This is a genomic window from Mycobacterium sp. (assembly GCF_032159765.1).
Classification (GTDB): domain Bacteria; phylum Actinomycetota; class Actinomycetes; order Mycobacteriales; family Mycobacteriaceae; genus Mycobacterium.
The window spans coordinates 1-26454 of the sequence record NZ_JAVHWM010000063.1 but is presented as its reverse complement, the minus strand read 5'-3'; the positions used below and the strand labels follow the sequence as shown (position 1 = coordinate 26454).

32 protein-coding genes, 3 tRNA genes and 2 pseudogenes are annotated in these 26454 nt (G+C 65.1%); 23 read left to right on the top strand and 14 right to left on the bottom strand.

The window, feature by feature from the left end; all coding sequences use genetic code 11:
• On the top strand, positions 1-430 hold a 430-nt coding region (gene cynS / locus QOH60_RS07855), incomplete at its 5' end, for a cyanase (RefSeq protein WP_526418824.1).
• Positions 431-432: 2 nt separating this feature from the next.
• Here cynS and QOH60_RS07850 read toward each other — a convergent pair.
• A pseudogene (locus QOH60_RS07850) lies at positions 433-594 on the bottom strand (polyphosphate kinase 2); the annotation flags it as partial.
• 211 nt (positions 595-805) lie between these two features.
• Between QOH60_RS07850 and QOH60_RS07845 the strand changes: the two are divergent.
• Positions 806-1273 (top strand): annotated as a pseudogene (locus tag QOH60_RS07845) (SRPBCC family protein); the annotation flags it as partial.
• 3 nt (positions 1274-1276) lie between these two features.
• Here the strand turns inward: QOH60_RS07845 and QOH60_RS07840 are convergent.
• On the bottom strand, positions 1277-3691 hold the full coding sequence (locus QOH60_RS07840; protein WP_526418822.1) for a serine/threonine-protein kinase: 2415 nt from the start codon (positions 3689-3691) through the stop codon (positions 1277-1279).
• 98 nt (positions 3692-3789) lie between these two features.
• On the opposite strand from QOH60_RS07840, the gene QOH60_RS07835 reads away from it, so the two are divergent.
• On the top strand, positions 3790-4953 hold the full coding sequence (locus QOH60_RS07835) for a zinc-binding dehydrogenase (protein ID WP_526418820.1): 1164 nt from the start codon (positions 3790-3792) through the stop codon (positions 4951-4953).
• Positions 4954-4956: 3 nt separating this feature from the next.
• Here QOH60_RS07835 and QOH60_RS07830 read toward each other — a convergent pair whose 3' ends face one another.
• The gene (locus QOH60_RS07830; RefSeq protein WP_526418818.1) at positions 4957-5298 is read right to left on the bottom strand and encodes an STAS domain-containing protein; all 342 of its coding nucleotides are present in this window, start codon (positions 5296-5298) and stop codon (positions 4957-4959) included.
• A 242-nt stretch (positions 5299-5540) separates the two neighbouring features.
• Here QOH60_RS07830 and QOH60_RS07825 point away from each other — a divergent pair, with 242 nt between their 5' ends.
• Both QOH60_RS07825 and QOH60_RS07820 read left to right on the top strand, forming a co-directional pair.
• Entirely contained in the window at positions 5541-6041 is a 501-nt protein-coding gene (locus tag QOH60_RS07825) for an LppP/LprE family lipoprotein (RefSeq protein WP_526418816.1), read from the top strand.
• Positions 6042-6118: 77 nt separating this feature from the next.
• Positions 6119-6715, top strand: a complete 597-nt coding sequence (locus QOH60_RS07820; RefSeq protein ID WP_526418814.1) for a phosphatase PAP2 family protein — start codon at positions 6119-6121, stop codon at positions 6713-6715.
• Here QOH60_RS07820 and QOH60_RS07815 read toward each other — a convergent pair.
• Together QOH60_RS07815 and QOH60_RS07810 are read right to left on the bottom strand one after the other, a co-directional pair.
• The gene (locus QOH60_RS07815; protein ID WP_526418812.1) at positions 6697-7395 is read right to left on the bottom strand and encodes a DUF1942 domain-containing protein; all 699 of its coding nucleotides are present in this window, start codon (positions 7393-7395) and stop codon (positions 6697-6699) included. The genes QOH60_RS07820 and QOH60_RS07815 overlap by 19 nt on opposite strands.
• The gene (locus QOH60_RS07810) at positions 7322-7807 is read right to left on the bottom strand and encodes a hypothetical protein (protein ID WP_526418810.1); all 486 of its coding nucleotides are present in this window, start codon (positions 7805-7807) and stop codon (positions 7322-7324) included. Before QOH60_RS07810 ends, QOH60_RS07815 begins: the two co-directional genes overlap by 74 nt.
• A gap of 147 nt (positions 7808-7954) precedes the next feature.
• On the opposite strand from QOH60_RS07810, the gene QOH60_RS07805 reads away from it, so the two are divergent.
• Entirely contained in the window at positions 7955-8146 is a 192-nt protein-coding gene (locus QOH60_RS07805) for an SDR family NAD(P)-dependent oxidoreductase (protein ID WP_526418808.1), read from the top strand.
• A 35-nt stretch (positions 8147-8181) separates the two neighbouring features.
• Here QOH60_RS07805 and QOH60_RS07800 read toward each other — a convergent pair whose 3' ends face one another.
• Positions 8182-9045 carry a DUF8453 domain-containing protein gene (locus QOH60_RS07800; RefSeq protein WP_526418806.1) on the bottom strand — a complete coding sequence of 288 codons (864 nt, stop codon included), beginning with the start codon at positions 9043-9045 and terminating at the stop codon, positions 8182-8184.
• A gap of 231 nt (positions 9046-9276) precedes the next feature.
• Here QOH60_RS07800 and QOH60_RS07795 point away from each other — a divergent pair, with 231 nt between their 5' ends.
• A complete protein-coding gene (locus QOH60_RS07795; RefSeq protein ID WP_526418804.1) occupies positions 9277-9960 on the top strand; it encodes an SGNH/GDSL hydrolase family protein in 684 nt (227 codons plus the stop codon).
• 3 nt (positions 9961-9963) lie between these two features.
• Here QOH60_RS07795 and QOH60_RS07790 read toward each other — a convergent pair whose 3' ends face one another.
• The gene (locus QOH60_RS07790; RefSeq protein WP_526418802.1) at positions 9964-10650 is read right to left on the bottom strand and encodes a crotonase/enoyl-CoA hydratase family protein; all 687 of its coding nucleotides are present in this window, start codon (positions 10648-10650) and stop codon (positions 9964-9966) included.
• Between the two features lie 11 nt (positions 10651-10661).
• On the bottom strand, positions 10662-11378 hold the full coding sequence (locus tag QOH60_RS07785) for an MBL fold metallo-hydrolase (protein WP_526418800.1): 717 nt from the start codon (positions 11376-11378) through the stop codon (positions 10662-10664).
• A gap of 143 nt (positions 11379-11521) precedes the next feature.
• Here QOH60_RS07785 and QOH60_RS07780 point away from each other — a divergent pair, with 143 nt between their 5' ends.
• The gene (locus QOH60_RS07780) at positions 11522-11905 is read left to right on the top strand and encodes a hypothetical protein (protein ID WP_526418798.1); all 384 of its coding nucleotides are present in this window, start codon (positions 11522-11524) and stop codon (positions 11903-11905) included.
• Between the two features lie 2 nt (positions 11906-11907).
• On the opposite strand, the gene QOH60_RS07775 is transcribed toward QOH60_RS07780, so the two are convergent.
• A complete protein-coding gene (locus QOH60_RS07775; RefSeq protein ID WP_526418796.1) occupies positions 11908-12750 on the bottom strand; it encodes an NYN domain-containing protein in 843 nt (280 codons plus the stop codon).
• 74 nt (positions 12751-12824) lie between these two features.
• On the opposite strand from QOH60_RS07775, the gene QOH60_RS07770 reads away from it, so the two are divergent.
• The 13 genes from QOH60_RS07770 to QOH60_RS07710 all read left to right on the top strand — a co-directional run bounded on the left by QOH60_RS07770 (position 12825) and on the right by QOH60_RS07710 (position 18435).
• Complete coding sequence (locus tag QOH60_RS07770) at positions 12825-13511, top strand: cutinase family protein (protein WP_526418794.1); 687 nt, start codon at positions 12825-12827, stop codon at positions 13509-13511.
• A 70-nt stretch (positions 13512-13581) separates the two neighbouring features.
• A tRNA-Thr gene (locus QOH60_RS07765) sits at positions 13582-13654 on the top strand.
• Between the two features lie 29 nt (positions 13655-13683).
• Positions 13684-13757, top strand: a tRNA-Met gene (locus QOH60_RS07760).
• A gap of 40 nt (positions 13758-13797) precedes the next feature.
• Positions 13798-13965, top strand: a complete 168-nt coding sequence (gene rpmG, locus QOH60_RS07755) for a 50S ribosomal protein L33 (protein WP_499906171.1) — start codon at positions 13798-13800, stop codon at positions 13963-13965.
• Positions 13966-13967: 2 nt separating this feature from the next.
• A complete protein-coding gene (gene hadA, locus QOH60_RS07750; RefSeq protein WP_526418791.1) occupies positions 13968-14447 on the top strand; it encodes a (3R)-hydroxyacyl-ACP dehydratase subunit HadA in 480 nt (159 codons plus the stop codon).
• Positions 14434-14862 carry a (3R)-hydroxyacyl-ACP dehydratase subunit HadB gene (gene hadB / locus QOH60_RS07745; protein WP_526418789.1) on the top strand — a complete coding sequence of 143 codons (429 nt, stop codon included), beginning with the start codon at positions 14434-14436 and terminating at the stop codon, positions 14860-14862. Before hadA ends, hadB begins: the two co-directional genes overlap by 14 nt.
• Positions 14863-14866: 4 nt before the next feature.
• A complete protein-coding gene (hadC, locus tag QOH60_RS07740; protein ID WP_526418786.1) occupies positions 14867-15376 on the top strand; it encodes a (3R)-hydroxyacyl-ACP dehydratase subunit HadC in 510 nt (169 codons plus the stop codon).
• 133 nt (positions 15377-15509) lie between these two features.
• A tRNA-Trp gene (locus QOH60_RS07735) sits at positions 15510-15582 on the top strand.
• Between the two features lie 75 nt (positions 15583-15657).
• Positions 15658-16083 (top strand): preprotein translocase subunit SecE, encoded by a 426-nt coding sequence (gene secE, locus QOH60_RS07730; protein ID WP_526418784.1) that lies wholly within the window; start codon positions 15658-15660, stop codon positions 16081-16083.
• Positions 16071-16910, top strand: a complete 840-nt coding sequence (nusG, locus tag QOH60_RS07725) for a transcription termination/antitermination protein NusG (RefSeq protein WP_526418782.1) — start codon at positions 16071-16073, stop codon at positions 16908-16910. The genes secE and nusG overlap by 13 nt, the downstream gene beginning before the upstream one ends.
• Positions 16911-16927: 17 nt before the next feature.
• Positions 16928-17356, top strand: a complete 429-nt coding sequence (rplK, locus tag QOH60_RS07720; RefSeq protein ID WP_526418780.1) for a 50S ribosomal protein L11 — start codon at positions 16928-16930, stop codon at positions 17354-17356.
• Positions 17357-17466: 110 nt separating this feature from the next.
• Positions 17467-18174: a 50S ribosomal protein L1 gene (gene rplA / locus QOH60_RS07715; RefSeq protein ID WP_526418778.1), complete on the top strand. Its 708-nt coding sequence runs from the start codon at positions 17467-17469 to the stop codon at positions 18172-18174.
• 24 nt (positions 18175-18198) lie between these two features.
• Complete coding sequence (locus QOH60_RS07710) at positions 18199-18435, top strand: bestrophin-like domain (RefSeq protein ID WP_526418776.1); 237 nt, start codon at positions 18199-18201, stop codon at positions 18433-18435.
• A gap of 394 nt (positions 18436-18829) precedes the next feature.
• Here QOH60_RS07710 and QOH60_RS07705 read toward each other — a convergent pair whose 3' ends face one another.
• The 3 genes from QOH60_RS07705 to QOH60_RS07695 are packed head-to-tail and all read right to left on the bottom strand — an operon-like array spanning position 18830 to position 21831.
• Positions 18830-19897 (bottom strand): alpha/beta hydrolase, encoded by a 1068-nt coding sequence (locus QOH60_RS07705; RefSeq protein ID WP_526418773.1) that lies wholly within the window; start codon positions 19895-19897, stop codon positions 18830-18832.
• A gap of 3 nt (positions 19898-19900) precedes the next feature.
• On the bottom strand, positions 19901-21121 hold the full coding sequence (locus tag QOH60_RS07700) for an RNA polymerase sigma factor (protein ID WP_526418771.1): 1221 nt from the start codon (positions 21119-21121) through the stop codon (positions 19901-19903).
• A complete protein-coding gene (locus QOH60_RS07695; RefSeq protein ID WP_526418826.1) occupies positions 21121-21831 on the bottom strand; it encodes a YciI family protein in 711 nt (236 codons plus the stop codon). The genes QOH60_RS07700 and QOH60_RS07695 overlap by 1 nt, the downstream gene beginning before the upstream one ends.
• A gap of 147 nt (positions 21832-21978) precedes the next feature.
• Here QOH60_RS07695 and QOH60_RS07690 point away from each other — a divergent pair, with 147 nt between their 5' ends.
• The gene (locus QOH60_RS07690; protein WP_526418769.1) at positions 21979-23475 is read left to right on the top strand and encodes a PE-PPE domain-containing protein; all 1497 of its coding nucleotides are present in this window, start codon (positions 21979-21981) and stop codon (positions 23473-23475) included.
• Between the two features lie 63 nt (positions 23476-23538).
• On the top strand, positions 23539-25044 hold the full coding sequence (locus QOH60_RS07685; RefSeq protein ID WP_526418767.1) for a PE-PPE domain-containing protein: 1506 nt from the start codon (positions 23539-23541) through the stop codon (positions 25042-25044).
• A gap of 7 nt (positions 25045-25051) precedes the next feature.
• On the opposite strand, the gene QOH60_RS07680 is transcribed toward QOH60_RS07685, so the two are convergent.
• The gene (locus QOH60_RS07680; RefSeq protein WP_526418765.1) at positions 25052-25951 is read right to left on the bottom strand and encodes a cyclopropane mycolic acid synthase family methyltransferase; all 900 of its coding nucleotides are present in this window, start codon (positions 25949-25951) and stop codon (positions 25052-25054) included.
• A gap of 86 nt (positions 25952-26037) precedes the next feature.
• The coding region (locus tag QOH60_RS07675; protein ID WP_526418763.1) for a class I SAM-dependent methyltransferase at positions 26038-26454 on the bottom strand (417 nt) is incomplete at its 5' end.

The window sequence follows — 26454 nt, the reverse complement described above, 5'->3', positions numbered from 1 at the left end:
GGTCGTCCTCGCGCGCCTGAACAAGGGGCTGACCTGGCAGGAGCTCGCCGATGCCATCGACAAGCCGGTCGTGTGGACCACCGCCGCATTGCTCGGGCAACATCCGATCCCCGCCGAGCTGGCCAAGAACCTCGTCGAACTGCTCGGCCTCGACGAATCGGCGGTGCCCGTCCTCGCCGCCGTCCCCTACCGCGGCGGCCTTCCGACGGCCGTACCCACCGATCCGACGATCTACCGCTTCTACGAAGTCCTGCAGGTCTACGGCCCAGCCATCAAAGAGCTAATCCACGAACAGTTCGGCGACGGCATCATGAGCGCGATCAACTTCAGCGTCGACCTCCAGAAGAAGCCGCACCCGTCCGGCGACCGCGTCGTCGTCACGCTCGACGGAAAGTTCCTGTCCTACGACTGGACCGCCGCGCCCGACTAGCCTCAGTCGCTCGTTTCCACCTCGACGACGATCAACGGATCCGGCTCACCAACGACGTCATGGTCCTTGCCGTCGTAATCGAACTTCGACAGCAGGTGCCTCATCGCGTTAACCCGCGCGCGCTTCTTGTCATTGCTCCTGATGACAATCCACGGCGCCGCCGCCACGTGTCCACGGGCATGCCGTGGCGGAGCAGAACGGGATCGTCGTCGTCATCATCGTGGACCGTGAAGCCGTGATCCTGGCCTTTCAGCCCATTGAGGTCGAGCTCAAGCATTTCTGAACCATAACCAAAGGTTGGCTAACGCTTAACGACTTCCAGATGAACCCGGACGGTAGGATCTCCTACACCTCAATCAGGAGGGCAGAGCCACGGCCGTCAGCACCGTTGACGCTGGACCTCGGCAGGTCAGCCGCTCAGTCGAAGTCTCCGCTCCAGCGTCCGAACTGTTCGCCATCGTCGCCGACCCGCGCCGCCATCACGAGCTCGACGGCTCCGGCACCGTCGGTGACAACATCCGCGGCCCGTCCCCGCTCAGTGCGGGTGCGCGGTTCTCCACCAAGATGAAGATGTTGGGACTGCCCTACCGCATCACCAGCACGGTGACGGAGTTCACGCCCGACCGGCTCATCGAATGGCGCCATCCCTTCGGCCACCGTTGGCGGTGGGAGTTCGAACCCATCTCGCCAACCGAGACCCGCGTGACCGAAACCTTCGACTACCGCGATGCCGGCGGCCTGAAAAACAGCATCAAGTATTACGAGGCAACGGGTTTCGCCAGGAGCAACGGCAAGGGGATCGAAGCCACACTGCAGAAACTCCAGGACCGCTACGCGGCCTGACGCTCAGCGGTTGTTGATCCACCACGAGTGAAGGCTGGTCAGGTCGGAACTCTGAGCGTCGCCGAGCAACTCCCCGCCCTTGGTCCAAACGATCCGTGCGCGGCCGCCGGACATGCCGCACGCGACCTGCCCGCCGCTCCACGTCGATGACTGCGCACACCCCGACGCGGCTGTCACGGACCCCGCCGAACCCGCGAACTGCTGGCTGAGCGCGCCGGAATTCTCGAACAGCGAGTAGCGCGCGGAATCGGGTCCGCCCGAAGAAGAGTTCGAACAGCTGACGGCAGCCACCGCACCGCCCGTCGGTGTGGCGGTTGTGCATGATCCCGAACCGGTGGGCATCAGCTCCTGGAGCCGGGAAGCGGCGTCAGGGGTGGGTCCGGCCGTCATCGTCGCCGTCGACGTCGTCGTCGGGTTGATACTGGGTGACGACGAGGTTTCGACGGTCTGAGGGGGCGGCGCTCTTGTCAAAGTCGGCTCGTTGGGCGGCATCTCCGAATAGGTCCGCGGGGCCGGCTCCGTCGTCCGCGTGTTGAGAGTCGTCATCGCGGTGTTCCCCGAGATGCTGGGTTTTGACATTCCAAATACCGTGAGCGTCCCCACGAGAACGACGAGGACGGATGCCACTGCAGTGAGCGGGATCCACTGATTGCCCCTGCGCGCAACCGGCGGCAAGGGCGGTGCCTGCGGCGGAGGCGGAGCCTGCGGAGGCGGGAAGGCCTGCGTAGGCGGAGGAGGAGGAGGAGAAGGAGGGGGAGGCGGCATCGCGGGCCTCGGATGGCGGGCGGCGGCCGCCGCCCCGAGCGGGTGAAAATGTAAGCGCCCCAGATCAGCTGGCGGAAGGCCCGGCCCCGACGGCATCGGCTCTTCCCAATACGTGGGCCGGATGAACTCGGCACGGTTCAGCGACAGCGCATAGCGCCACTCGTGTTCGACGAAGCGCGATCGCATCGCATTGCGTGACCAAAACAGTTGGAAGACATCCGCTTCGCGAATGCAGTCGGACAAGCGATCCGTCCATACCTCACCGGCTCGCAGGATGTGAACGTCGCGCAGATAGCGGTCGCCGATTGCCTCCATGTACATCTCGAACTGCATCACGATCGGCGCATCCACATGAGAGTACGACGGGAAGATCTTCCGGAACGGCGTCGCGCTCACGGGCGCCTCAACCGGCGAAACCCGTTCTGGCGCTGCGATATCCACCTTGATGGCGAGAGCCACCTCGGCGAGCAGGATACTTCCGTGCCATACCCGCAGCCGCCCGCGGGCCGCCCGTCCATGCAGGTCCACGACCGCCCGGATCTGAAACTCCTCCATGTGGACGTCGTCGATCCACAGGAACGTCCGGCTCGGCGCATTGATCTCGAAGTCGGGCAGCTCGAGAGCGAACGTGACCTCGGCCTCCTCTGGGAGGGCCACCGAACTGTCCTGCACCACCGGCGTGTACGAGTCGAACCGATCGCGCAGCGCCATGCGGGCGCGATTCTCCACCTGGCGGATCGGGTCGTCGTCGGGATCGGCGCCGAGCGGAGCCTCGCCCAGATGCGCGAAGGCCAGCAGCTTCGTCCACTGGTAGGGGCGCACGGCTCTCGGCCGGTACACCGTGAACTGCACGTCGTCGTGGAACGGCAGCGCCGGCTCGGGTGGTGGCGGCCCGGGCGCGCCCATGGCCGCCAAGGCTTGCTCGGCTGCGCTGGCGAGGTCGCCGGCGCTCGGGTACCGACGTTCGGGGTCTTTCGCCATTCCGGACGCGACGATCTCGGCGAACTCCGCAGGAATCCCGTGTGCCGGGTCGCTCAGCCCGAGACACTCCTGCAGCAGATGTGCCAGCGCGTAGACGTCGGCACGACGATCAATCGGCTGGCCGCGTTGCTGTTCGGGCCGCGCGTTGGCGAGGTCGCCGACGGTGCCACTGGGTGCAACCGGTGCGCCGAAGCCGAAATCGACGACCGACACCGAATCGTCACGGGCGACGAGAACGTTCTCGGCAGTGAGATCCCCGTGGACGATTCCACTGTCGTGGGCGGCGTCGAGGGCCGACGCCACCTGCCGAACGATCGCCACCGCGCGAGCCGGCGGCAGCGGTCCGTCGTTGTCCACTATCTGGCGCAAGCTCGTGCCGGTGATCAGGGCCATCTCGACGCACAGCACACCGTCGATGTCGCCGTACCCGTGGATCGAGACCACGTGCGGGTTGGTCAACTGGCTGACTGCGTGTGCCGTCCGCCGCAGCCGTTCGTTGAACGCGGGGTCGCCAGACAGGTCTGCGCGGAACACCTTCAGCGCGCACGGGCGACGGGTCCGCGTGTCTTCGGCTTCGTAGACCTCGCCCATCCTGCCGCTGCCGATCATTCGCGTCAGGACATACGGGCCGAGCCGCGAACCCACCCGTGAACCCGGTGCAGTACCGCCCATATCTCGCGCGTGCCTCCCTTGCGACTATCTACCAGGGTGCTCCATCGGCATGCTCAGCGCCGCTGATTTCGAGCGAATCGCCGGACTAGGCTCAGCGGATGAAAGCCGTCACGTGCACCAACGCGAAGCTCGAGGTCGTCGAGCAACCGACACCCACGCCGGCCAAGGGCCAACTTCTCGTCGAGGTGCTGCGCTGCGGGATCTGCGGGTCGGATCTGCACGCACGCCACCACTGCGACGAGCTCGCCGACGTGTTGGCCGAAACCGGTTACGACGACTTCATGCGATCAAGCCAATCCGTGGTGTTCGGGCATGAATTCTGCGGTGAGGTCCTCGATCACGGACCCGGCACTCGCAAGACCCCGGCAACCGGCACTCCTATTGTCGCGGTACCGATGTTGCGGCGCGGCAAACACGTTCACCTCACGGGGCTGTCCACCCTGGCTCCCGGTGCGTACGCCGAGCACATGCTCGTCGAACAGTCCCTCGCGCTGCCCGTCCCCAACGGCCTGCCGCCCGAGAAAGCCGCGCTGACCGAGCCGATGGCCGTCGGCTGGGGCGCCGTCCGGCGCAGCGAGGTCGGCAAGGGCGACGTGGCGATCGTCATCGGCTGCGGTCCGATCGGCCTCGCTGTCATCTGCATGCTCAAAGCCAAAGGCGTGAGAACCGTCATCGCCAGCGATTTCTCGGCGGGCCGCCGCGCGCTCGCGACCAAGTGTGGCGCCGACGTCGTCGTCGACCCGACGCAGGAATCCCCCTTCAAACCCGGCCATGGCCACCTCTACAACGCGCCCGACATTCTCGACCTGGCGGTCGGCACCGTCGAGAAGATGCACAAGCTGCGCCTGCCGTGGTGGCACATCTGGCGCGCGGCCGAAGCTGCAGGCGTGGCAAATCCCAAGCGCCCCATCGTCTTCGAATGCGTTGGGGTCCCAGGCATTATCGACAGCATCATCGCCGACGCGCCGGGCTTCGCCCGCGTCGTCGTGGTCGGCGTCTGCATGGGCGCCGATACGATTCGACCCGCGATGGCGATCAACAAGCAGATCGAGTTGCGATTCGTGCTGGGCTACACGCCGCTGGAGTTCCGCGACGCACTGCACATGCTCGCTGACGGCAAGGTGAACACCGAACCGCTGATCACCGGGACCGTCGGATTGGCCGGGGTCGAGGCAGCTTTCGACGCGCTCGGCGATCCCGAGGCGCACGCCAAGATCCTGGTTGACCCGACAAGCAACGCCGCGACGCCTCAGACGAGGTAGCGGTCAGGCCGCCGCGGTGGGGAACGTATCGCGTGGGTCGCAGATGGCGAGCACACGTGTCACGGCTGTGCTGGGGATCAGCGTCCAGTGGACGCCGGCCCGTGCACACCGGATCTCGATGGTGCGCAAGCGCGCAAATCCCGCCGTGCTGAAAAACTCCACGCCCGACATGTCGAGGACCATTTCCTTGCAATTGGCGGCGCGCTGAAATACATACTCGGCGAGCTGGGGCGCGTTGTACGCGTCGATGTCCCCGTGGACGGTGATGCGAACCCGCGATGGTTCCAGCCACTCAGCGGCAAATGTCAGTACGTCAGTTCTCTGGGGTAGGGCGAATGCGGTCATAAAGGTTGGCTCCGTTGCTAGCAGCTCGAATCAAGATGTGGGTAGCGACGTCAGACGTGCGTCGAGAGGAAATTGCCTCCCCAGCGCCTACGACACTCCCGCAGGCTGGGAACTCAACCTAAGCTCAAACTACCTCGCGCCTCGCCGTGGACCTAGAACCGGCTCTGTTTCTCACGAACACGCAATTATCCGGCTTCGGCCGCGATACTTTCTCTGTGTCGACATCGAGCTGTGGAGGAAACGTGCGCGAAAAACTTCTGAGCGCGACGGCCGCGAGTGCAATGGCGTTGCTCACCGTCGGCGCCCCGGTGGCTCAGGCCGACCCGGACCAAGCGTGCGGCCCCGATCAGGCGACCGCGATGGCCGACGCGATCGCCCACACGCCGCACGACACACTAACCCAGGCGCCGTGGAACCCCGCACCCGTCGGTGGAAGCAGCTTCGACTCCTGCGCCAACCTGTCGGCCGTCGTCGTATCAATCGACAACCCGCGGCCGACGTCGCCGCGCAACGCATTCCTCTTCCACCGCGGTGTGTTCACCGGAACCGCTCTGTGGCAGTCGCGACCGTACTTGACGCTCGACCCCAAGGCGACCACCAAGGACGTGGTGGTGCTCGTCGCCATCTCGGGGCGCACCTGCGGGACATGCAACGACGGCGCCGCCTCGATCCTGCACTACCGCTGGGACGGCGCGCGCCCCGTGATGCTGGACCCGATGCCGCCGCCGCAGGCGTGGCCCTAGCGGTTCATCGACTTGTCAGCAGCGATCCACCAGGCTCGCGCAGGCGCCTCCCAGGAATGACCGATTAGCCTGGCTACGTGACCGTCGGTACAGCCATTCGGTGGTGGCCCCCTGTGGCCGTGTTGGCGTTGCTGCTGTTGGGCTGGCTCGTGGGGAGCGGGACGACGGTCGTCGACCAGCCGTTCTTCCGCCATGACTGGGACGCGGCAGCCTGGCGGCAGCACTGGCTGCTGTTTTTCACCGACTGGCGGATGCTGGTGTCTGTTCTGCTGCTCTGCCTGATCGTCGCGCTGTACCGGCGCTGGTGGGTCGCCGCCGCGGCCGTCATCGTTTGTCCTGCCCTCGGGCTGCTGTGCGTCTACGTGCTCAAACGGCTGTTTGACCGATATAAGGACGGTGCCCTGGCTTACCCGAGCGGTCACACCACGCAGGTGGTGATCGCCATGGGCCTGCTCGTCATGATCGTCAGCGCCCGGCTGTGGGTGGTCGCGATCGCGGTCACCGTCAGCCTGCTCGGCATGATCGGCATGGTCGCCGTCGGCTACCACTACGTGACCGACACCATCGGCGGCGCGCTGCTGGCCACGACGATCGTGTGCCTCGCAGCCCAGCTCGCCGGGGTCAGGACCCCGGCGAGCCGTCAGGAACTACTGGACTACAGGCAGCCCGGGTAGCACGGGTTGTTGTGGTAGTCGCCCGCCGATGACGGCGCCGCGCCGCGCGCCGCTTCGCCGCCGCCGTACCCGCCGCCGCCACCGCTGCCGCTGCCGCCCCAGCTCGCACGATCCTGGACGGCGTCGTTGTAGACGACCGTCGTCGGCGCCGCGCCCGTGACGTCGAAGTAGATCTTCCCGGTCGCCGTCTCGCCTTGCTGAAGGGTCGCCGCGTCCAGTCCTTCGGGGGCGTATGCCTGCCACAACACGCGGTAGTTGTCGCCGCTGCCGGTGCGGGCGTTGAAGAACGGGATCGAGGGAGTGACCACGCCCTGGACGGCCTTCACGGTTGTCTTGGCTTCGTAAAGTTTGCCGACAACCGGAACGTTGACCGTGTCATTGCTGACCTGAGGCCTCCACACCGCGTACGAGGCCGTCACTGCGCCGTCGGTGATGTTCTCGGGACTGCCATAGGCTCCGGTTGAGGGCGCGGCAACTGCCGCTGGGGCCGTTCCTCGTGTTTGGCTGGCGCGGGCCGAACAGGCTTCACATGGTGCGGCGCCGCGGACAGCCTGCCAGCTGGCCGTCCGCGGCGCCTGCGGTGAATGGTCTGTCAAAACCTCACTGTCACAGCGGGATCCAGATCCCGAAGAACCAGAATCCCCATCCGCCTTGGTCTGGCGCGAATATCGGAACTGCATTGAACCCGTTGTAGTTGAACGGCTGATGATCGAACCGCGCCTGGTCGATGTCGCGAGGCGGTCCATCCCAATGCCGGTTCCAGCCACCGGCCGGCGGAGGCCCGTTCCACCCGCCCGGAGGCGTCGGCCCGTTCCAGCCGGGCGGTGGGCCACCGGGCGGCGGCCCGTCGTTCCACCCGTTCTGACCAGGTGGAGGAGCCTGCGGGGCGCCTTGACCAGGCCGCCGCCAGTTGTTGGCCTGGTCGCGCGGACCGCCTTGCGGACCTTGCGGACCGCCTTGCGGACCTTGCGGACCGCCTTGATGTGGCCCCGGTGGACCGCAGTTCTGCTGGTTGCACGGCGGCGGATCTGCGAACGCCGGTGCTGCAAGCGAAAATGCTGGTACGCCAAGGCTTGCGGCTATTACCGCCATGGCTGACAAACGTTTGAGATTCAAAGCGCCCTCCCGGTTTTCACATGCGCGTAAACGTCGTAACACAATCGACGGTAGGGAGAGCAACTGACTTTGCTCTGTCATATCACTGCGAGAAGCCTGACAGCACAGCTACGCTCGTGATTCATGCCCGAAAGCGAATTCAGCCGTTCTGTGGTGGGAATGAAGGCATTCATCACCGGCGCCGCCAGCGGAATCGGCCGTGCGGCCGCGCATGTGTTTGCAGCAGAAGGGGTAAGCGTCGCGATTGCCGATATTCAATCCGACGCCGTGGAAAAGGTTGCGGCGCAGCGTCCTACATCACCGGCGCCGCAGTAGTGGTCGATGGCGGGTTGACGGCACGCAACGCCTGATCAGCGCGCCGCTTGGTTGTCGTGATGTCGCCCGTCGGCCTGATACTGCGCGTTGTTGTTGTTGAGTGGACGGATGTGGACGACGTCGGTCGGATCGTCCAGCTGCTTGGTGCGCAGCCGTTCCTTGACCGCCTCCGTCGCGCGCCTCACTCCGTCGATCTCGCTCTGGTAGACGTCCGCGCGCGTCTCCAGGCTCGCATAGTGGAAGTACGTCAACAGGTTTCGCAACAGCTCCAGCTTCTGCTTGTCGCGCCGGGCCAGGTCGTGGCCCGTCATCAACTCAACGCGCTGAATAGGCTGTAGTTCTTCCCAGTCGAGGACCACCTTCGTCTGGAAGTCATGCCGTTCGCGTCCGGATCCCTTGCGGCGCTTGCCGTTACCCTCCGGCGCGGGAGCGTCAAAATACTTGATGGTGCCGGTGAATCGCCAGTCGATCGACGAACCGAGCTGGGCACGGCTGGGTGCCGAATCCCACACCGTGCGCCACTCCTGTCCTGGCGCCAGCACCGGGATGTTGTCCGGCAGCGTCAGCTCGGCGATGTGCACCATCCCGCTTTGCTCGTTCTCGTACTGTGCGACGGTCGGGGGGTTGATGAACGTGAATTGCACGTCATAGGCCGCCGTTTCGCCGAAGTTGCGGACCACCAACTCGATGAGATGCCAATCCGACGAGTGCGGCTCCATGAACATCGCGACGTGTGGCCGGGTCTCTTCGAGCGCGATTTCGCGGTTCCGCTTGAGCTGACGGTGCGCGAAGATCAGCGCGGCCACTCCAACGATGACGACTGCCCACACCGCGATCGCAAGCCACAGTCCCGATCCACTGTTCAGCAGGTCTTGCCATCGGTCTTCGATCCACCCCATGGCGGTCACCTTCCCCTTCATCGCAATCCGGTCGTCGAGGTTCTCGAGCGGTTGCTGACGGGTGCATCTTACGTGGTACCGGGGATATCCGAAGATTGCGGTAACAGCAGGTAAATTGCGCACGCCGTGATTTCTACGCCACGACGGCGTGACCAGCCGTGACGGGTTGTTTCGAGTTTGCTGGCAAATGTTTGGGCTGACGGCCACGATGCCGTTTGGCATGATGCGGATGTGTTACGTAGTCGGCGCATCGTTGCGATCGCCATCCTCGCCCTGCTGTGTGTTATCGGATCTCCGACGGCCCTGGCGGACCCGGGCCTGCGGCCGCCGGGACCCCCGTACCGCGTCGTCGTCATCGGCGATTCCATCACCGGCGGCAGCAACGAGGGCGGTACCGGCGCGTTCGGCTGGCCGGAGATCACGTGGAACAGCTTGCGTGGGCAGGGCATCGACGTGATCCCGGCGGTTTCGGGGCAGGGCGGCTCGGGCTACGTGCAGCGCGGCAACTCGGGAACGATCTACGGCGACGAGGCCGCCAGGCTGATCGCGCCCGACGACAGTGTGATCCTGTTCTTCGGCAGCAGAAACGACGGGCCGCTGCCCCTTGACGAGGTTTCGGGTGCCGCACACGACGCGTTCGTGAACGCGCACAACGTCGCGCCCGCCGCCAAGCTCGTCGTGGTCGGCCCGATCTGGCCCGGTCCCGACGTGTACCCGCCGGTGGCGGCGATCCGCGACTCGTTGAGGCAACGGGCCAAGGAGGTCGGCGCCATCTGGGTCGATCCGATCGCGGAAGGATGGCTGACCGGGCCCGACCTGATCGGCGCGGACGGCACTCACCCCAACAACGCCGGCCACGTCGAGATGGCCGGGCGGATGGAAGGGATCATCAAGGCCGCGCTGGGGCTGCCCTGAGGACTACTGCTGGCGGAACTCGGCCGCGATCGTCCTGCGGATCTCGTCGAGGACATCTCTGCGGGCCGCGAGCTTGCTCTCCTTGTGCGCGTGGCCGTCCAGGCCGGCGAAGGCTGTCGCAACTTCCTGGGCCTTCGAGCGCACCAGCTCGGGCGAGGTGAGTTCGTCGAGATATCCTGCAGCAACGGCACTTTCGCCTTGAAATACCGCTGAGAGGCCCACGGCGCGCTGAAAGGCTGCGGGCGTCAGCCGGTGTCGCAGGATCGCCAGCGCGGGGCCCGGCATCGTCAACCCGATCGACACCTCGTTGGCCTGCACCCGAAACGACGGTGCGCCGATCAGGTGGTCACCGGAGAGCATCAGGAACGACCCCATCGCGATCGAGTGGCCGGTGCACGCCATCACGACCGGCTTGGGAAAGGCGAGGACCCGCGCGGCGAGCTCGAATCCGCCCGCGAGCATGTCGATCGCGGGTTGGCCACCGGCGGTGAGCACCTTGAGGTCGAAGCCGCCGCTGAACACCTTGTTGCTGCCTGCGATGACTACCGCGCCCACGCCCTCGAGTTCCGCGTGGTCGAGGCCCTCGTTGATCTCGAGCTGCATGTCCGGGGACAGCGCGTTGACCTTGCCGTCGTCCATCGCGATGGTGGCGACGGCCTCTTCGACGCTGTAGTTGACCCTTTCACCCATGGGGAGGGACGTTACGCGCCCATCAGCATTCGCCACTGTTCGAGGCTCGTCGGGCGGTAGACGTAGTTGGTGCGGCGCACCTCCGACAGCGATGCGCTCGGTTCCACCGAGTACCAGTGGCCGGGGAACACGGTCGGATCGCCGGGCAGCTCCGCGAGCTGATGCAGGCTGCGGTACATCTCGTCGATGTCGCCGCCGGGGAAGTCGGTGCGACCGCAGCCGTCGAGGAACAGGGTGTCGCCGGCGACGAGCGCGCCGTCGAGCAGGAAGCATTGGCTGCCCGGGGTGTGCCCGGGCGTGTGCAGAAGCTCGATCTCGATGTCGCCGACGCTGACCTTGTCGCCGTGCTCGTGCTTGGTGAGGTCGCTTTCGGGGATTCCGGTCACCCGCGACACCCACAGCGACTCGTGGGAGTTGACGTGCACGGGCACGCTGACGCGCTCGAGAAGTTCGGCGAGCCCTTTGAGTTCGAAGCCGGCCATCGAGCCGCCGACGTGGTCGGGGTGGTGGTGTGTGACGAGCACACCGGACAGGCGCATGCCGTCGTTCTCCAGGGTGTCGACGAGGTCGCCGGCCGCATAGGCGGGGTCGACGACGACGCAGTCCTTAGTCTCGCGGTCGCCGATCAGGTAGGCGAAGTTGCGCATCTGCCCGGCGATCATGTCGTTCGCGGCGAAGTCGCGCCCGGAGAGCAGTTGACGGAAGTAGAGGCGATCGTCGGTGGGCATGTTGCTCAGCGTATGCGCGGGCCGGTCACCCCCTCAGCGTGACCACCGCTCGTCACTTCGGTCACACGGCGCGACCATAGTTCGAGTTGCCCGTATAGGAGCGACAACTCGGTGTTGTCGGGGGCGGGTGCCAGTTTCCGGGTATGACCACACAGCTGCGCTTGCGAGGAACCTGGCTGCGATACGTGTTGACGCATCACTTGTCGGTTCACGGCCCCGCGACGGTCGCGGAACTGATCGAGATGCTGGAGTATCACGGCTTTACAACCAAGGGCCGCCCCTCGAAAGTGATTTCGGATGCCCTGCGTTGGGAAATCGGCCACGACCGAGTGCGCCGACGGGGGCGCGGACTGTACTTCCCAGGCCCGATTCCGCGGTCGACCGAATACCGAATTCACCAGCGCGTGCTGGCGTTGCGGGCCGAAGCGCGGCAGTTGTCGCTCCTATACGGGCAAAACGACACATGCTCGGCCGACGTGACGGATGGGACTGAGGGGGCAGGTGATGTCGACCCGATAGCCGGCTGACGTCACCCCTCGCTGTGCAACCGGACCATTCGCGTGGTGCTGCTCTCGTCGAGGTCGACGATCTCAGCGCGTGACCGCAGGAAGTCGCTGAAAGACCGGAAACCCAAAGACTTTTCGCTGAACGACGGATCCATGCGCTTCATCTGAGCCTTGACCGCCGAGTTGTGCAGCCAATCGGCGTCGTCGTCCTTCTGCATGACCATCCGCAGCGCCCGTTCCAACAGCCCCGTCGCCGCGGACTGCGCGTCCGGCGGCGCCGCTGAGGATGACTTCTTCTTCGGCGCACCTTTGGCGGGCACGGCGGTGATGCCGGGAAGCGCGTCGTAGGTGACGAACTCGTCGCACGCAGCGGCCAGCGATCCGCTGCTCGCGCCCGCGACTCCGATCCCAACCACGTAGCGGCCCAGCCGTTTACAGCGTTGCGCCAACGCGATGTAGTCGGAGTCGCCGCCGACGATCACCACATGCGTCAGATCCGGCAGCCGGAACATGTCCTCCACCGCGTCGACTGCGAGCCTGATGTCGGCGCCGTTCTTCCCGTACGCCGCAGCCGGGAACAGCTGCACCAAGTCGACGGCCCGCGCCACCAACTGGCCGCTGTAGTCGGCGTTGACGTCAGCCGACCAGTCGGCGTAGGCGCGCGTGAGCACCAACGTCCCGAAGGACGACGCGAAGTCGATGATCGCGCCGACATCGACCATCGCCACCTTGAGCCGGTCAGTCGACAGCCCCTTCGCCTTGTCCTTCTGGAAGGAGTTGCGGCCGTGCGTCTGGTCGTATCGGGAGATCACGATGTTGTCGAAATCGAGGTACACAGCAACGCGGGGCGCACCGAGCTCGGTCATCGGTTCAATCTATTGCCGTGCGCAACCCGCGCTGTGGTTTGGCAGACTAAATGTTTGGGGCTATATGTGGAGTTATGCGCTTGATTCAACTTGCGCGGCTTCTCGGTGCCGCCGCAGTGGGCGTTGTTTTGGCGGGCGCCCCGATCAACTTGCCTCTCGCCGCCGCCGATCCGTGCCCGGAAGTCGACGTCGTGTTCGCTCGCGGCACCAACGAACCGCCCGGGCTCGGACCGACAGGTGAATCCTTCCTGGCTGCGCTGCGCACGCAGCTGGGCGGCAAGACCGTCGGGGTCTATCCGGTCAACTACCCGGCCACCACGGAATTCTCCACCGGCGTGGACGGCATCAGGGATGCGAGCGCCCACGTGATCGACATGGCGAAGTCTTGTCCCAACACCAAGATGGTGCTGGGCGGCTTTTCGCAAGGCGCGGCCGTGATGGGCTTCGTCACCACCGACAAGGTTCCCGACGCGTTGCCCGACAGCATCGATCCGGGCAATCTGCCCAAGCCGATGTCCCCGGATGTCGCCAAACACGTCGCTGCAGTGGCGCTCTTCGGCGAGCCCTCCAGCCAATTCATGAAGACGATCGGGCAGCCGGCGATAACAGTCGGTCCGCTGTACGCCGCGAAGACGATCAGGTTGTGTGCCGACGGTGATGTCGTGTGCTCGGAGGACGGCGGGGATTTCGCCACCCATGACACCTACCCGATCAACGGCATGACGACCCAGGCGGCCAGCTTCGCCTCGAGCAAGCTGTAGTAGGCCAACCTGCTGTTTGGCGGCCCTGCCAGCCAGGCTGTAACCTCTAACGGGCCCTTCTGCGGGTCAGGCCCCCTTAGCTCAGTCGGTAGAGCGTTTCCATGGTAAGGAAAAGGTCAACGGTTCGATTCCGTTAGGGGGCTCGGCGGACGCCAGGCGGTACCCATGACAGGGCGATGTAGCTCAGTTGGTTAGAGCGAACGACTCATAATCGTTAGGTCGCCGGTTCAAGTCCGGCCATCGCTACACGACGACAACGAGAGATTGCAAGAAGGGCAGCTAGAACGTGGCCTCCAGTACTGACATTCGGCCCAAGATCACCTTGGCGTGCGAGGTGTGCAAACACCGCAACTACATCACCAAGAAGAACCGCCGCAACGACCCCGACCGGCTCGAGCTGAAGAAGTTCTGCCCGAACTGCGGCAAGCACCAGGCACACAAAGAGACTCGCTGACGGTGGCACTGTCCGACAAGATCGTCGGGTTGCACTACCGGCACCCCGACTACTACGAGGTCGGCCGGGAGAAGATCCGCGAGTACGCCGAAGCCGTCAAGAACATCGACGCCGCGTTCTTCGAGGAGCACGCCGCCGCCGATCTCGGCTACGACGCGTTGCTGGCACCGCTGACCTTCATCTCGGTGTTCGGCTACCAGGCGCAGTCGGCGTTCTTCGAAAGCGCCGACGTCGCAATCAACGACGCCAACATTGTCCAGGTAGACCAAGTGCTGAAGTTCCTGCTCCCCATCAAAGTCGGCGATCGCCTGTACTGCGACGTCTACGTGGACTCGGTACGTCAGTCGTTCGGCACGGACGTCATCGTGACGAAGAACATCGTCAGCAACGAAGCCGGCGAAACCGTGCAGGAGGCATACACCACGCTTGTGGGTCGAAGCGATGGAGAAGGAGAAGAGGGCTTCACAAATGCCATTGCGTGAGTTCAGTTCGGTAAAGGTCGGTGACCAGCTCCCGGAGAAGGTCATCACGCTGACCCGCCAGGACCTGGTCAACTACGCCGGGGTGTCCGGCGACCTGAATCCGATCCACTGGGATGACGACATTGCCAAGCAGGTTGGGCTCGACACCGCGATCGCGCACGGCATGCTGACCATGGGCCTGGGCGGCGGCTACGTGACCTCATGGGTCGGCGACCCGGGCGCGGTCAAAGAGTACAACGTCCGGTTCACCGCGGTCGTGCCGGTGCCCAATGACGGTGTAGGGGCGGAGATCGTCTTCACTGGGCGAGTCAAGTCCACGGACGAGGACACCAAGACGGTGACGATCGCGCTGTCCGCCACCACGGGTGGGAAGAAGATCTTCGGCCGCGCCGTCGCGACTGCGACGCTGGCGTAGTCGCATGGCACTCAAGACCGACATCCGGGGGATGGTCCACCACTACCCCGATCACTTCATCGTGGGCCGGGAGCAGATCAAGCAATTCGCCAACGCGATTCAGGCCCACGACCCCGCCACGTGGGACGAAGCGGCCGCCGCCGAGCTGGGTCACGAGAGCTTGGTTGCGCCGCTCACGTTTGTCTCGATCCTTGCGATCCTGCTGCAGAACGACTTCTTCCGCACCGTCGACATCGGCATGGAAACCATGCAGATCGTGCAGGTCGATCAGAAATTCGTCTACCACCGGCCCATCCGGGCGGGCGATAAGCTCTTCGGGACCATGTACGTGCACTCGGTCGACGAGCGCTTCGGCGCCGACATCGTCGTCACGCGCAACGTCTGCACTGACGAAAACGGCGAGATGGTGCTCGAGGCGTACACCACACTGATGGGCCACGAGGGCGACAACTCGATCTCGGTCAAATGGGACCCAGAGACCGGACAGGTCGTGAGGACGGCCGTCGGACAGTAGTCCGTCGGAATTGGTAACTGGCACCTGGCCCGATGTACACTCGGGCCTCGGGGTTTCCCCACGTCAGCGCGCTGTCCGTCGGTGAGTGAGTCGGCCGTACGTCCAGCGCGCGAATTGTGTGAGCCAACCTCGGAGGGGCGTAGCTCAACTGGCAGAGCAGCGGTCTCCAAAACCGCAGGTTGCAGGTTCAAGTCCTGTCGCCCCTGCTGAAACTTAATACGAACTGATCGTGGACACTAGATGGTGGACACACAACGCGAGACACGAGCGGAGGGCACGCGGTGAGCGACGAGCGCGAAACTGACGGCGGCGCCGCAGGCGACGGCGACAACACCACGACCGGCGGCGGTCGCACTGCGGTCGCCACCCCGTTGCGCCCGACCGGAAAGCGGTCGCGGCAGGCATTGGCAGAGCCTGTCGAGGCTGAGCCCATCGAGAAGGCCGACGACAAGAAGCGCCGCCGCAAGAAAGCCAAGACAGCCAAGAAGACGGGGCCGTCGCGCAACCCGATTGCCTACATCTACAACTTCCTCAAGCAGGTCGTTGCCGAGCTGCGCAAGGTGATCTGGCCGAACCGCAAGCAGATGGTCAGCTACACCTCGGTGGTGCTGGTCTTTCTGATCTTCATGGTGGCGCTGATCGGCGTCGTCGACCTCGGCTTGGTCGCGTTGGTGCGCGGCATCTTCGCCGGTGAATGGAAGATTTAGCAGGGAAGGACAGAACCGTGACCACCCCCAACGGCGATGAGCTGGTTGTCGCCGACGAAACCGCGCAAGCCGACTCGTCCGTCGATGTCGTCGCCGATGAGCGCTCGCGCGAAGAGCATGTCCCAGATGAGCGCTCGCGCGAAGAGCATGTTGTCGACGAGACGGCTGTGGCAGAGGCGCCCGCAGAGAGCCCAGCCGACGAGGAACAGGACCCGGCCGTGGCGCTCAAGGCCGACCTTCGCACCCGGCCGGGCGAGTGGTACGTCATCCACAGCTACGCCGGCTACGAGAACAAGGTGAAAGCCAACCTCGAGACGCGCGTGCAGAACCTCGACGTCGGCGATTACATCTTCCAGGTCGAGGTGCCCACCGAAGAGGTCACCGAGATCAAGAACGGCCAGCGCAAGCAGGTCAATCGCAAGGTGCTGCCCGGCTACATCCTGGTGCGGATGGACCTCACCGACGACTCGTGGTCCGCGGTGCGCAACACGCCTGGTGTCACGGGTTTCGTCGGCGCCACGTCGCGGCCGTCGCCGCTGACGCTCGACGACGTGGTGAAGTTCCTGCTGCCGCAGGGCGCCGCGAAGAAGCCCGCGAAATCCACCGCGGGTGCGGCCGCCGCCGACACCGGCGGAATTGAACGGACCCCCGTCGAGGTTGATTTCGAGGTTGGCGAGTCCGTCACCGTCATGGACGGGCCGTTCGCGACGCTGCCTGCGTCGATCAGCGAGGTCAACGCCGAACAACAGAAGCTCAAGGTGCTCGTGTCCATCTTCGGTCGCGAAACACCTGTCGAACTGACCTTCACCCAGGTCGCCAAAATCTAGCGAGAAAGACAAAGAGAATGCCCCCGAAGAAGAAGGTCACCGGGCTGATCAAGCTGCAGATCCAGGCCGGCGCGGCCAACCCCGCGCCGCCGGTGGGTCCCGCGCTTGGCCAGCACGGCGTCAACATCATGGAGTTCTGCAAGGCCTACAACGCCGCGACCGAATCGCAGCGCGGCAACGTCGTGCCGGTGGAGATCACCGTCTATGAGGACCGCAGTTTCGACTTCAAGCTGAAGACCCCGCCCGCGGCGAAGCTGTTGCTGAAGGCCGCGCGCGTGGACAAGGGCTCACCAGAGCCGCACAAGACGAAGGTCGCGAAGGTGTCGTGGGACCAGGTCCGCGAGATCGCTGAGACCAAGAAGGAAGATCTCAACGCCAACGACATCGACGCCGCCGCCAAGATCATCGCCGGGACCGCCCGGTCGATGGGCATCACGGTCGAATAGGTTCCTCGCACCCGCGAGGAGCCGTGGGAGGGCCAGCTTCGGCCCGCAAGATGTCGCTCTTCCCGCGAGCGGTCATCGGAAGACCACAACCAACAACCGATTGGAATCGAATGAGCAAGAAGAGCAAGGCATATCGGGCCGCCGCAGAGAAGATTGACCGCGATTCGCTGTACTCGCCGCTGGAAGCGGTGAAGCTGGCCAAGGAAACGTCGTCGAAGAATCAGGACTCGACCGTCGAGGTCGCGATCCGGCTCGGCGTCGACCCCCGCAAGGCCGATCAGATGGTGCGCGGCACGGTCAACCTGCCCAACGGCACGGGCAAGACGGCCCGCGTCGCGGTGTTCGCCGTGGGCGACAAGGCTTCTGAGGCTGAGGCCGCCGGTGCCGACATCGTGGGCAGCGACGACCTGATCGAGAAGATCCAGGGCGGTTTTCTCGACTTCGATGCCGCGATCGCCACACCCGACCAGATGGCCAAAGTCGGCCGCGTCGCCCGCATTCTGGGCCCGCGCGGCCTGATGCCGAACCCGAAGACCGGCACGGTGACGCCCGATATCGCGAAGGCCGTCAACGACATCAAGGGCGGCAAGATCAACTTCCGCATCGACAAGCAGGCGAACCTGCACATGGTAATCGGCAAGGCGTCGTTCGACGAGCGCAAGCTCGTCGAGAACTACGGGGCGGCGCTGGACGAGGTGCTGCGGGCCAAGCCGAGCGCGTCGAAGGGCCGCTACCTGAAGAAGGTCACCGTGTCGACGACGATGGGCCCGGGCATACCGGTTGACCCGACAGTGACGCGGAACTTCGCGGAGGCGTAGGAGGCCTTCGCCGGGGAGTCATCGATGGACGGCATTCTCGGCCATGTGCTGGCGCTGGGCGTGGTCATCGTCGCCGGCGTCGGCGTAGCGTTCTGCGCAGTCTCGCTTGGCGATCGGATACTGGATAAATCCGTTGGCCCGCAGCATAATTCGACGCTCTCGCTGTTTCTCACGGTGGTCGGTCTGGTGTTCGGCGCTCTTCTGGGCTTCACGGTGGTCGTTTCATGGGAGCAGTTTGCGCAGCTATGCCAAGGCGGTTGAGGGCCCAGACTGGGAGGCGCTCGATAGCAGCGGCAGGCCCGACGCGTCGGCGAATCCGGTGAATGGCCAATTCCTCGGCCAGCTCACCATTTTGGCGAACGACCGCAATCAACGGGTGTTGGACGCCCAGCCTCGCATCCCTACGTTGTTGTGGGGCGGCCTGGCTTTCGGCGGCGTCGTGCTGGTGGCGCTCACGGGTTCCATGCGGCTGAACCACCGGGTCGCCACATCATCTTGTCGAGCGCGGTGGCCGTGCTGCTTGGGTTGTTGCTGTTCATCTACTGGCTCGACCATCCGTTCGGGACCCCTCCGCACGTCGAAATCTGCACCAGGGTTGTGAAATTCGCGAAACTACGACCCTGGTGCAGATTTCGGCGCAGGGGTCGCGCTGTGACTACAGCCCCGCGCTGAGCGAGTGCGCGAAGCCGCTGATGTCGCGGACCGTCGCCATGTACAGGTCGGACATCGTTCCGGCGCCGAGCATCTCGCCGGCGTGACAAGTGCCCGGCAAGATCCGGCCGATCGTCGGGACTCCCGCCCGCAGGAGAGTGCGGTAGTAGGCCAACCCTTCATCGCGCAGCGGATCGAGTTCGTTGACGCAGATGGCGTGCGGCGGCATCCCGGCGACGTCGGCGTCGGTCGCTTTCCACGGCCAGCACGTCGGATCGTCGGCATGTTTGCCCTCAGGGTCGTAGAGCGGCACGTTCAGCGCCATGTCGGCGGCGTTGAAGATGTACCCGTCGTTTTCCTTCAGCGACGGCAGTTCGTCCGGTTGCTCGGCATAGGCCGCCGAGATGTACGGGCACTGCGCGAAAGCGCCCGCGATCTCGTCCAGCCAGCCCTCCCGCTTGGCCTTCAGCGTGACGGCCAACGTGAGATTGCCACCGCCCGATTCCCCGGACACCACGATGTGCGACGCGCCCAGGTCGGTGAGGTGGGCGGCCGCCCAGCGGGTCGCCGCGGCGCAGTCGTTGAGCCCGGCGGGATAGGGGTGCGGGCCCAGTTTGCCTCCGCTGTTACGGAATTCGACTCCGACGACGACGAGGCCGGTGGCAGCGAGGTTCTCGCGCCAGCGGACGTAACCGAGATCTGTGGCGCTTCCGAATGCCATGCCGCCGCCGTGCAAGTGGACGATGCACGGTAACGCCGACGACACTGCGGACGGCCTGGTGATGTACAGCGTGATGTCGTTGTCGTCCACGCCCGTGATGGTGGTGGTCTCGGTCGCCACCCCCTCGGCCGTCGGCGCGCCCTGCGCCAAGAAGTTGAGTCCGGCGACAATCGCCTCTTCGAACTTCTCGAGGTAGGCGAGCTGTCCCTCCCGTGGGGTGTCCGCGGTGACGGGCGGCGCGGGCATGCGGCCGTCGAGTCCCAGTGGTTTCAGCGCGGCGACCAACCGGGGGTCGGTCCGTGGATCAGTGGCGAGCGTGGATTCATCGTTGGCGAGGCGACCATAGTGCATGCCTCAGGATGACATGCACTCCGCGATCCGCCGCAACAGGAATGCCCGCGACGGCTCGGAGCCCGTCATCGCCACGGCCTTCTGGTACCAGGGCAGCGCATCGGCAGCGCGCCCGTCGCGGCGAAGCAGATCGGCCCGGATCGACGGGACAAGGCTGCTGCGCGCCAGTCGCGGATCGTCGGTAACCTCGTCGAGCGCGCGTAAGCCTGCGCCGAATCCGTCCCGAAAGCCCACGGCGACAGCGCGATTGGCGCGTACCACGGGAGAATCGCTGATCGTCAGCAGCCTGTCGTACGCGGCGCAGATGCCCGCCCAGTCGGTCTGATCCCACGACGGTGCCGTCGCATGCAGGGCGGCGATCACCGCCTGCGGCAGGTATGGGCCGGATGAACCATGGGCAAGCGGCAGCCGCTGCAGTCCCCGCGCGATCGCCGTCTTATCCCACCGGCTGCGGTCCTGCTCGTCCAACGGCACCAACGCGCCGTCGGCGTCGACCCGAGTGAGCCGCCTGGCGTCGTGCAACGTCACCAGTGCGCACAACGCGTGAGCCTCGGGTTCGTCGGGCATCAGCCCGGCGAGCTCAGCCGACAACCGCACGCCCTCGGAACACAACTCGTCGCGGATCGCCGACGGCCCCGCGGTGGACCAGTAGCCCTCGGTGAACACCGAGTAGATGCACGCCAGCACATGCGGCGTGCGTTCGGGAAGTCTCTCGGCGTCAGGCACCCGCAGCGGGATGCGGGCATGTCGAATCTTGTTCTTGGCGCGCGTGATTCGTTGACCGATCGCCGACTCGGACTGCAGCAGGGCGCGGGCGATCTCGGGCACGGTCAACCCCGACACCAAACGCAGGGTCAGCGCCAGCTGCGAGAGGCGGTCCAGTGCTGGATGCGCGCACGTGAACATCATCCGCAGCTCGTCGTCACGGACAGGGTGCGGGTCCGACGCGTCGGTGCGCGCCCTGATGTCGTCGACCACTGCCGCCAATTCCTTTCCTGGGCGCGCGGATTCACGCCGCAGGCGGTCGCGGGCACGATTGCGCGCGACCGTCACCAGCCATGCGCCCGGATTCTCGGGCACGCCGTCACGGGGCCACGCCCGCAGCGCCTCAGCAAACGCTTCCTGGACAGCGTCTTCCGCGACTGTGAGGTCACCCGACCAACGTGCAAGCACCGCAACGGCCGGACCCCACTCGCGTCGGAAGACGCCGCCCAGGTCGCTCACTACAGGCCGGACACGCCCATCAGCTGACGCACCTCGACGGTGGTCGCGGGGATCATCGACGCGAGCTTGACGGCCTCGTCGCGGTCGGCCGCCGACAGCACGTAGAAGCCGTTGGCCACTTCCGCGCCCTCGACGAACGGTCCGTCGGTGAGCAGCACGTCATCGTCGCGTACCCGCACCGTCGTCGCCGTGCTCGGCAGGTGCAGCGCCGCGCCGCCAACAAGGTGTTCGCCTGCCGCAGCGGCGAATTCGCCGTGCTTGGCGATCCCGGTTTCCCACTCAGGTGAGCCCGGCGCAGTGCTCACCGTCGGCGGCTCGAACAGCAGCGCGAGCCAGTGCTCGCCGGTCAGTTTCGTCGGCGGATCGAACGGCATGATCATCGGCCAGACCTCTACGGCGCCCCTCGCGGCCAGCGGGATCTGGCGGGCGAGCGCCAACGCGGCATCGAGATCGTCGGCCTCGAAGACGTAGAAACCACCCGCGATCTCGGCGCTCTCCGGGAACGGGCCGTCGGTAACCACGGGCGCGTCGGGGCCACCCGTGATGCGCGCGCCCGCGGCGGCGGGAGTCAACGCGTCGCCGGCCTTGATGGACGACGCGGCGCGGGCGTGGAAGTCGTTGTAGGCCGCCATCTCGGCCTCGACCGCGGCGGGATCGGGGGCCCAGTCCGGGGCGTCGGACGGCGAGAGCAGGAGTGCGAAGTACTGCATGTCGGTCACCTCTTGTCGATAGTGAGCAGAACCCTGTGTCCCACTCTCTACCTGTCCGACGAACGGCGTCGCCCCAATCCGACAGCGACACGGATTTGTTTGCCGCAAACGTCTGTCTCCGTCGCCGCGATGTGTGAATGTGAGCACATGCGTAGATCCGCTCGCGCGATGGCGCTGCTGCTTCTGACAATGTTCAGTTCGCTCGTCCTGGGTGTCGTCTCGGCGCTGACGGCGGGAGTCACGCTGGCCGCGACAGCGTTGATCGTGCCGGGCACCGGTACCCACAACATCGGCACCGTGACGGGCTACAAGGAAAACGCGCAGCTGCGCTTCATCGGACCGTCCGACCCGGCGTGCGACGCCTCGTGCAAGCTTGTCGGCATCGACTACCCCGCGGTCTTCTGGCCGCTCGGGTTCCCGCCGTTCCCGGCGAGCTGGTGCCCGGGCCTGTCGTGCAAGACATGGAACGTCTCGGTGGGTGAGGGCGTGCAGAACCTCGACGACGAATTGATGAATCAGTTCGACCACCCCACACCCGACAATGAGCAGATCGATCTCTTCGGCTACTCGCAGGGCGGCGCAGTGGTCTCCACCGAGTTGGTGAAGCTCAACGCCACGCTCAGCGAAGAGGAAAAGGCCCGTCTGCACGTGACCACGATCGGCAACATCAGCAACCCGCAGGGGTTGTGGGCACGATTGAATTTCTTGGGCTACGTGCCGATCCTCAACGTCACGCCCGGCCCGATACTGCCCACCGACGGGATTGCCAGCACCAACTTCGTCTTCGAGTACGACCCCGTCGGCGACGCTCCGCTGTGGTGGGGCAACCCGTTGGCGCTCGCCAACGCCGCATTGGCGCTGCAATACGTCCACGGCAATTACCTTGTGCCGAACAGCAACTCACCCGACGATCAGCTGGCGTACGGGTACACGAACGACACCCTGGACACGGCGATACACGACCCCGCCAACATCCGGACGTACCAGAACGCGACGTTCGTGCTGATCCCGCAGCAGGGCACGCTCCCGATTTATCAACCCTTCGTCGACCTGGCCAACTCGACGGGCACGTCCGCGCTGGTGAACCCGGTCCTCGATCTCATCACCCCGGTGACGAAGGTCTTGATCAACACCGCGTACGACCGCGCCGCAAACCCCGGAATTCCGCAGAGCCTGACGCTGATCCCGACGTGGATCAATCCGGTGACCCTGACGGTCGATCTTGTGCAAGCGACCATGCAAGGGGTGCAGAACTTCGTCAACGACCTCGGCGGCGTCAGCACGCTGACGACGCAGTCGACACTGGCGGCCCCGCAGAAGAAGGCGTCGGTGACGAGCACGCCGAACGTCACTGCCAAGCTCGATGCCGACGGTGCGGACAAATTGAAGAGCGCGACGGCAACCCAGCTGGCGCCGGCCAAGCCGCTCACGTTGGCACCGAACCGGCCGAAGTTGACGCTGAGCGACCTGCTCAAGCCGCACCAGAACCAGAAGAAGCCGGAGGCCGCGACGCCGCCGTCCAAGGACAGCGAACCCGCCAAGACGCCCACAACCGGCGCGACGTCGACGCCGGCGGAGGAGTCGAGCCCAGCGGGTGCGAGCCCGTCGGCGTCCAGCTCGTCCGCGAGCGGTGCGGCCGCCTAATTAGTTAGCTCGGATTCGCGTTTTCTACCCTTTCTGCGCACCGCGTTGTGTGATTGTTGACACATGCGTAAAACAGCACGGTCGATGTTCCTTGCCGGTGTATCTGTCGTAGGTGCCGTGACACTGGGCACGGGCCTTGCCGTGGCGGCAGTGCCTCCGCCGCCACCGGTGGAAGCCCTCATCATGGGCGGCACCGGCAGACCGATGCCGTCAGACTTCCCGGGGTACATGGAGAGCGTTCGCAGCTATTACATCGAGCCCAACACCGCGTGCGACGCCGGTCCAACCTGCGCCTCGGTGTCGGTGTTCACCCCCGAGACGGCGTGGCCGCTCTACGGCGGGCTGACGGCGCCGACGTGGAAAGACTCGATCGACATGGGGGTCACGGACTTCGACACCACGTTCCAGCAGCACTTCGCCGCGAATCCCAGCGGCAAGTTCGTGCTGTTCGGATACTCGCAGAGCGGCGCGATCATCGCGATCGAGAAACAGCACCTCGCGGACACGCTGACCAGCGAACAACAGCAGCAGATCCAGATCGTGTCGATCGGCGATTCGTCGCGCCCCAACGGCGGCATTAATACCCGCATCCCGTTCTCGATCCCGATCGTGAACTTCCCCTACGGCCCGCCGACGCCCACGGACACCGATATGCAGACCACCGACATCGCATTCAAGTGGGACATCATCGCCGATTCGCCGACCTACCTGTTCAACCCGCTGGCGTGGGCGAACGCACTGCTCGGTTTCGAGTACGTCCATGGCACGATGCCCGACCCCAACGCGGCCAACCCCGACAGCACACCGGGCGGCTACTCGGTGGAGCAGTGGCAGGACATGATGGACCACCCGGAGAATTACCCGGACCTGATCGACATCCAGACGAAGGGTGACACCAAATACCTGACCGTCACACCGACGACTCTGCCGCTCGTCCAGCCGCTGAAGTCAATTCCGTTGATAGGCACGCCGATAGCGGACCTCCTCGAGCCGTCGCTGCGGGTGATTATCGAGCAAACCGGTTATGACCGCACGATCAACCCGGGCGATTACACGCCGGTCAAGCTGATCCCGATCTTCAACCCGATCACGCTGGCCGTCGATCTGGTGCCCGCCGTGATCCAGGGCGTGCAGAAGTTCATCAGCGACCTGGGCAGCCTCGGCGGCGCGTCTTCAATGTCCACCCTGAGCACCACGCAGGTGAGTCCGCTGGCGGCGCCGCAGCAGAAGCTGTCGGTGACGACGACGGAAGACAAGTCGGAGCTGACTGCCCCGAAGACGGACTTGACTCCAAGCAAGCTGTCGAGTCCGGCGGCACCGAAGTTGGCTGCACCGACCGCGACGTTGCCCAAGAAACCGCATTGGCAGCCGGGCGACGTGCTGACGAACCTGTTGAAGCCGCATTCGACGAAGCCGGAGACCGTGCAGAGCGAGACCTCCAGCCCGACCGCGACGACGACGACGGGCACCGGCGCCACGACCACCGGCGCGGGGACGACACCGGGGACCAGCCCGTCAACGGGTGAGCAGCCGTCCAGCGGGTCGCAGTCGCAAGGCGCCGCGGCCTAACGTCGAGTTACGCGGCGGCTGCGCCGGGCTTCAGGTAGGTCACCAGGCTGACGTCGATGGATTCGTCGACGAAGTAGTACTGGCAGCCGGTCAGGTACTTCATGTACCGGTTGTAGTTCTCCTCGTCGGTCGCGGCGATCGCCTCTTCCTTGTGGTTTTCTAGCGCGGCAGCCCAGATGCCCAGCGTCTTGATGTAGTGGTTCCGCAACGACAACGCCTCGGGAACGCTGAAGCCGGCCTTCTCGCCGTGATCGATCATCATCTGCGTGGACGGGACCCGGCCGCCGGGGAAGATCTCGGTGATCATGAACTTGATGAACCTGGCCATCTCGAAGGTGAGCTTCTTGCCTCGGGCCGTCAGGTCGTCGGGGTGGTAGCTGACGCTGCTCTGAATAGTCATCCGGCCGTCGTCGGGCAGGATGTCGAAACAGGTCTTGAAGAAGTCGTCGTAGCGCTCGAACCCGAAGTGCTCGAACGCCTCGATCGACACGATCCGGTCGACGGGGCTGTGGAACTGCTCCCACCCCTCGAGCCGCACGTCGAAGGTGCGCTCACTGTCGATTCCCGCAAGCAGCTGCCTGCAGTAGGCCTGCTGGTTCTTGCTCAGAGTCAACCCGATGACATTGACGTCGTACTTCTCCATCGCACGCCGCAGGGTGAGCCCCCAGCCGCAACCGATGTCCAGCAGCGTCATGCCGGGTTTGAGGTCCAACCGATCCAGGTGCTGGTCGACGTTGGCAACCTGCGCCTCCGAGAGCGTGGCGTGAGGCCCGGTGAAGTAGGCGCAACTGTACTTGCGGGTGGGATCCTGGAACACGCCGAAGAAGTCATCGGACAGGTCGTAGTGGGCCTGGATGTCCTCGAAATGCGGCCGCATTTCTGTCGTGCCAGTTGAGTTGTCAGACATTTCTTCCTGCTTGACCTTCCTTGCAACTTCGCCTCAAGCCGTTCACCCTAGCGTTTGGCTGCCGCTCGACTCCACTCGCCGAACCGCTAATTCTTCGCGAGCGTGAACTGGTTCACGTCGATGAAGCCCCGCCGGAACATGTCCGCACACCCGGTCAGGTATTTCATATACCGCTCGTAGACGTCCTCCGATTGAATGGCGATCGCGTCGTCCTTGCGGGCCTGCAACGCGCCCGCCCAGCTATCCAGCGTGCGCGCATAGTGCAGCTGCAGGGATTGGACCCGGGTCACGGTGAAACCGGTGCCGCGTGCCCGGTCCTGCACGGCGTCGACCGTCGGCAGCTGGCCGCCGGGGAAGATCTCAGTGGCGATGAACTTCGCGAATCGTGCCGCGTCCATCGACAGCGGTATGCCGTTGGCCTTCAACTCGTCGAGCGCGAGCCTGGTAATCGTGTGAAGCAGCATGATCCCGTCTGCAGGCAGCGCCGCATACGACATCTTGAA

What these genes read in the sequence shown, in the direction of transcription:
- QOH60_RS07830 (WP_526418818.1), bottom strand. Translation starts at nt 5,298, where the DNA reads ATGACCGCATTCGCCCTACCCCAGAGAACTGACGTACTGACATTTGCC.
- QOH60_RS07805 (WP_526418808.1), top strand. Translation starts at nt 7,955, where the DNA reads ATGCCCGAAAGCGAATTCAGCCGTTCTGTGGTGGGAATGAAGGCATTC.
- QOH60_RS07695 (WP_526418826.1), bottom strand. Translation starts at nt 21,831, where the DNA reads ATGCAGTACTTCGCACTCCTGCTCTCGCCGTCCGACGCCCCGGACTGG.
- nusG (WP_526418782.1), top strand. Translation starts at nt 16,071, where the DNA reads ATGGAAGATTTAGCAGGGAAGGACAGAACCGTGACCACCCCCAACGGC.
- QOH60_RS07705 (WP_526418773.1), bottom strand. Translation starts at nt 19,897, where the DNA reads ATGCACTATGGTCGCCTCGCCAACGATGAATCCACGCTCGCCACTGAT.
- QOH60_RS07710 (WP_526418776.1), top strand. Translation starts at nt 18,199, where the DNA reads ATGGACGGCATTCTCGGCCATGTGCTGGCGCTGGGCGTGGTCATCGTC.
- QOH60_RS07690 (WP_526418769.1), top strand. Translation starts at nt 21,979, where the DNA reads ATGCGTAGATCCGCTCGCGCGATGGCGCTGCTGCTTCTGACAATGTTC.
- QOH60_RS07840 (WP_526418822.1), bottom strand. Translation starts at nt 3,691, where the DNA reads ATGGGCGGTACTGCACCGGGTTCACGGGTGGGTTCGCGGCTCGGCCCG.
- hadB (WP_526418789.1), top strand. Translation starts at nt 14,434, where the DNA reads ATGCCATTGCGTGAGTTCAGTTCGGTAAAGGTCGGTGACCAGCTCCCG.
- QOH60_RS07835 (WP_526418820.1), top strand. Translation starts at nt 3,790, where the DNA reads ATGAAAGCCGTCACGTGCACCAACGCGAAGCTCGAGGTCGTCGAGCAA.
- QOH60_RS07810 (WP_526418810.1), bottom strand. Translation starts at nt 7,807, where the DNA reads ATGGCGGTAATAGCCGCAAGCCTTGGCGTACCAGCATTTTCGCTTGCA.
- rplA (WP_526418778.1), top strand. Translation starts at nt 17,467, where the DNA reads ATGAGCAAGAAGAGCAAGGCATATCGGGCCGCCGCAGAGAAGATTGAC.
- QOH60_RS07780 (WP_526418798.1), top strand. Translation starts at nt 11,522, where the DNA reads ATGACCACACAGCTGCGCTTGCGAGGAACCTGGCTGCGATACGTGTTG.
- hadC (WP_526418786.1), top strand. Translation starts at nt 14,867, where the DNA reads ATGGCACTCAAGACCGACATCCGGGGGATGGTCCACCACTACCCCGAT.
- QOH60_RS07685 (WP_526418767.1), top strand. Translation starts at nt 23,539, where the DNA reads ATGCGTAAAACAGCACGGTCGATGTTCCTTGCCGGTGTATCTGTCGTA.
- QOH60_RS07680 (WP_526418765.1), bottom strand. Translation starts at nt 25,951, where the DNA reads ATGTCTGACAACTCAACTGGCACGACAGAAATGCGGCCGCATTTCGAG.
- QOH60_RS07800 (WP_526418806.1), bottom strand. Translation starts at nt 9,045, where the DNA reads ATGGGGTGGATCGAAGACCGATGGCAAGACCTGCTGAACAGTGGATCG.
- QOH60_RS07815 (WP_526418812.1), bottom strand. Translation starts at nt 7,395, where the DNA reads ATGCAGTTCCGATATTCGCGCCAGACCAAGGCGGATGGGGATTCTGGT.
- QOH60_RS07790 (WP_526418802.1), bottom strand. Translation starts at nt 10,650, where the DNA reads ATGGGTGAAAGGGTCAACTACAGCGTCGAAGAGGCCGTCGCCACCATC.
- QOH60_RS07775 (WP_526418796.1), bottom strand. Translation starts at nt 12,750, where the DNA reads ATGACCGAGCTCGGTGCGCCCCGCGTTGCTGTGTACCTCGATTTCGAC.
- rplK (WP_526418780.1), top strand. Translation starts at nt 16,928, where the DNA reads ATGCCCCCGAAGAAGAAGGTCACCGGGCTGATCAAGCTGCAGATCCAG.
- QOH60_RS07770 (WP_526418794.1), top strand. Translation starts at nt 12,825, where the DNA reads ATGCGCTTGATTCAACTTGCGCGGCTTCTCGGTGCCGCCGCAGTGGGC.
- QOH60_RS07785 (WP_526418800.1), bottom strand. Translation starts at nt 11,378, where the DNA reads ATGCCCACCGACGATCGCCTCTACTTCCGTCAACTGCTCTCCGGGCGC.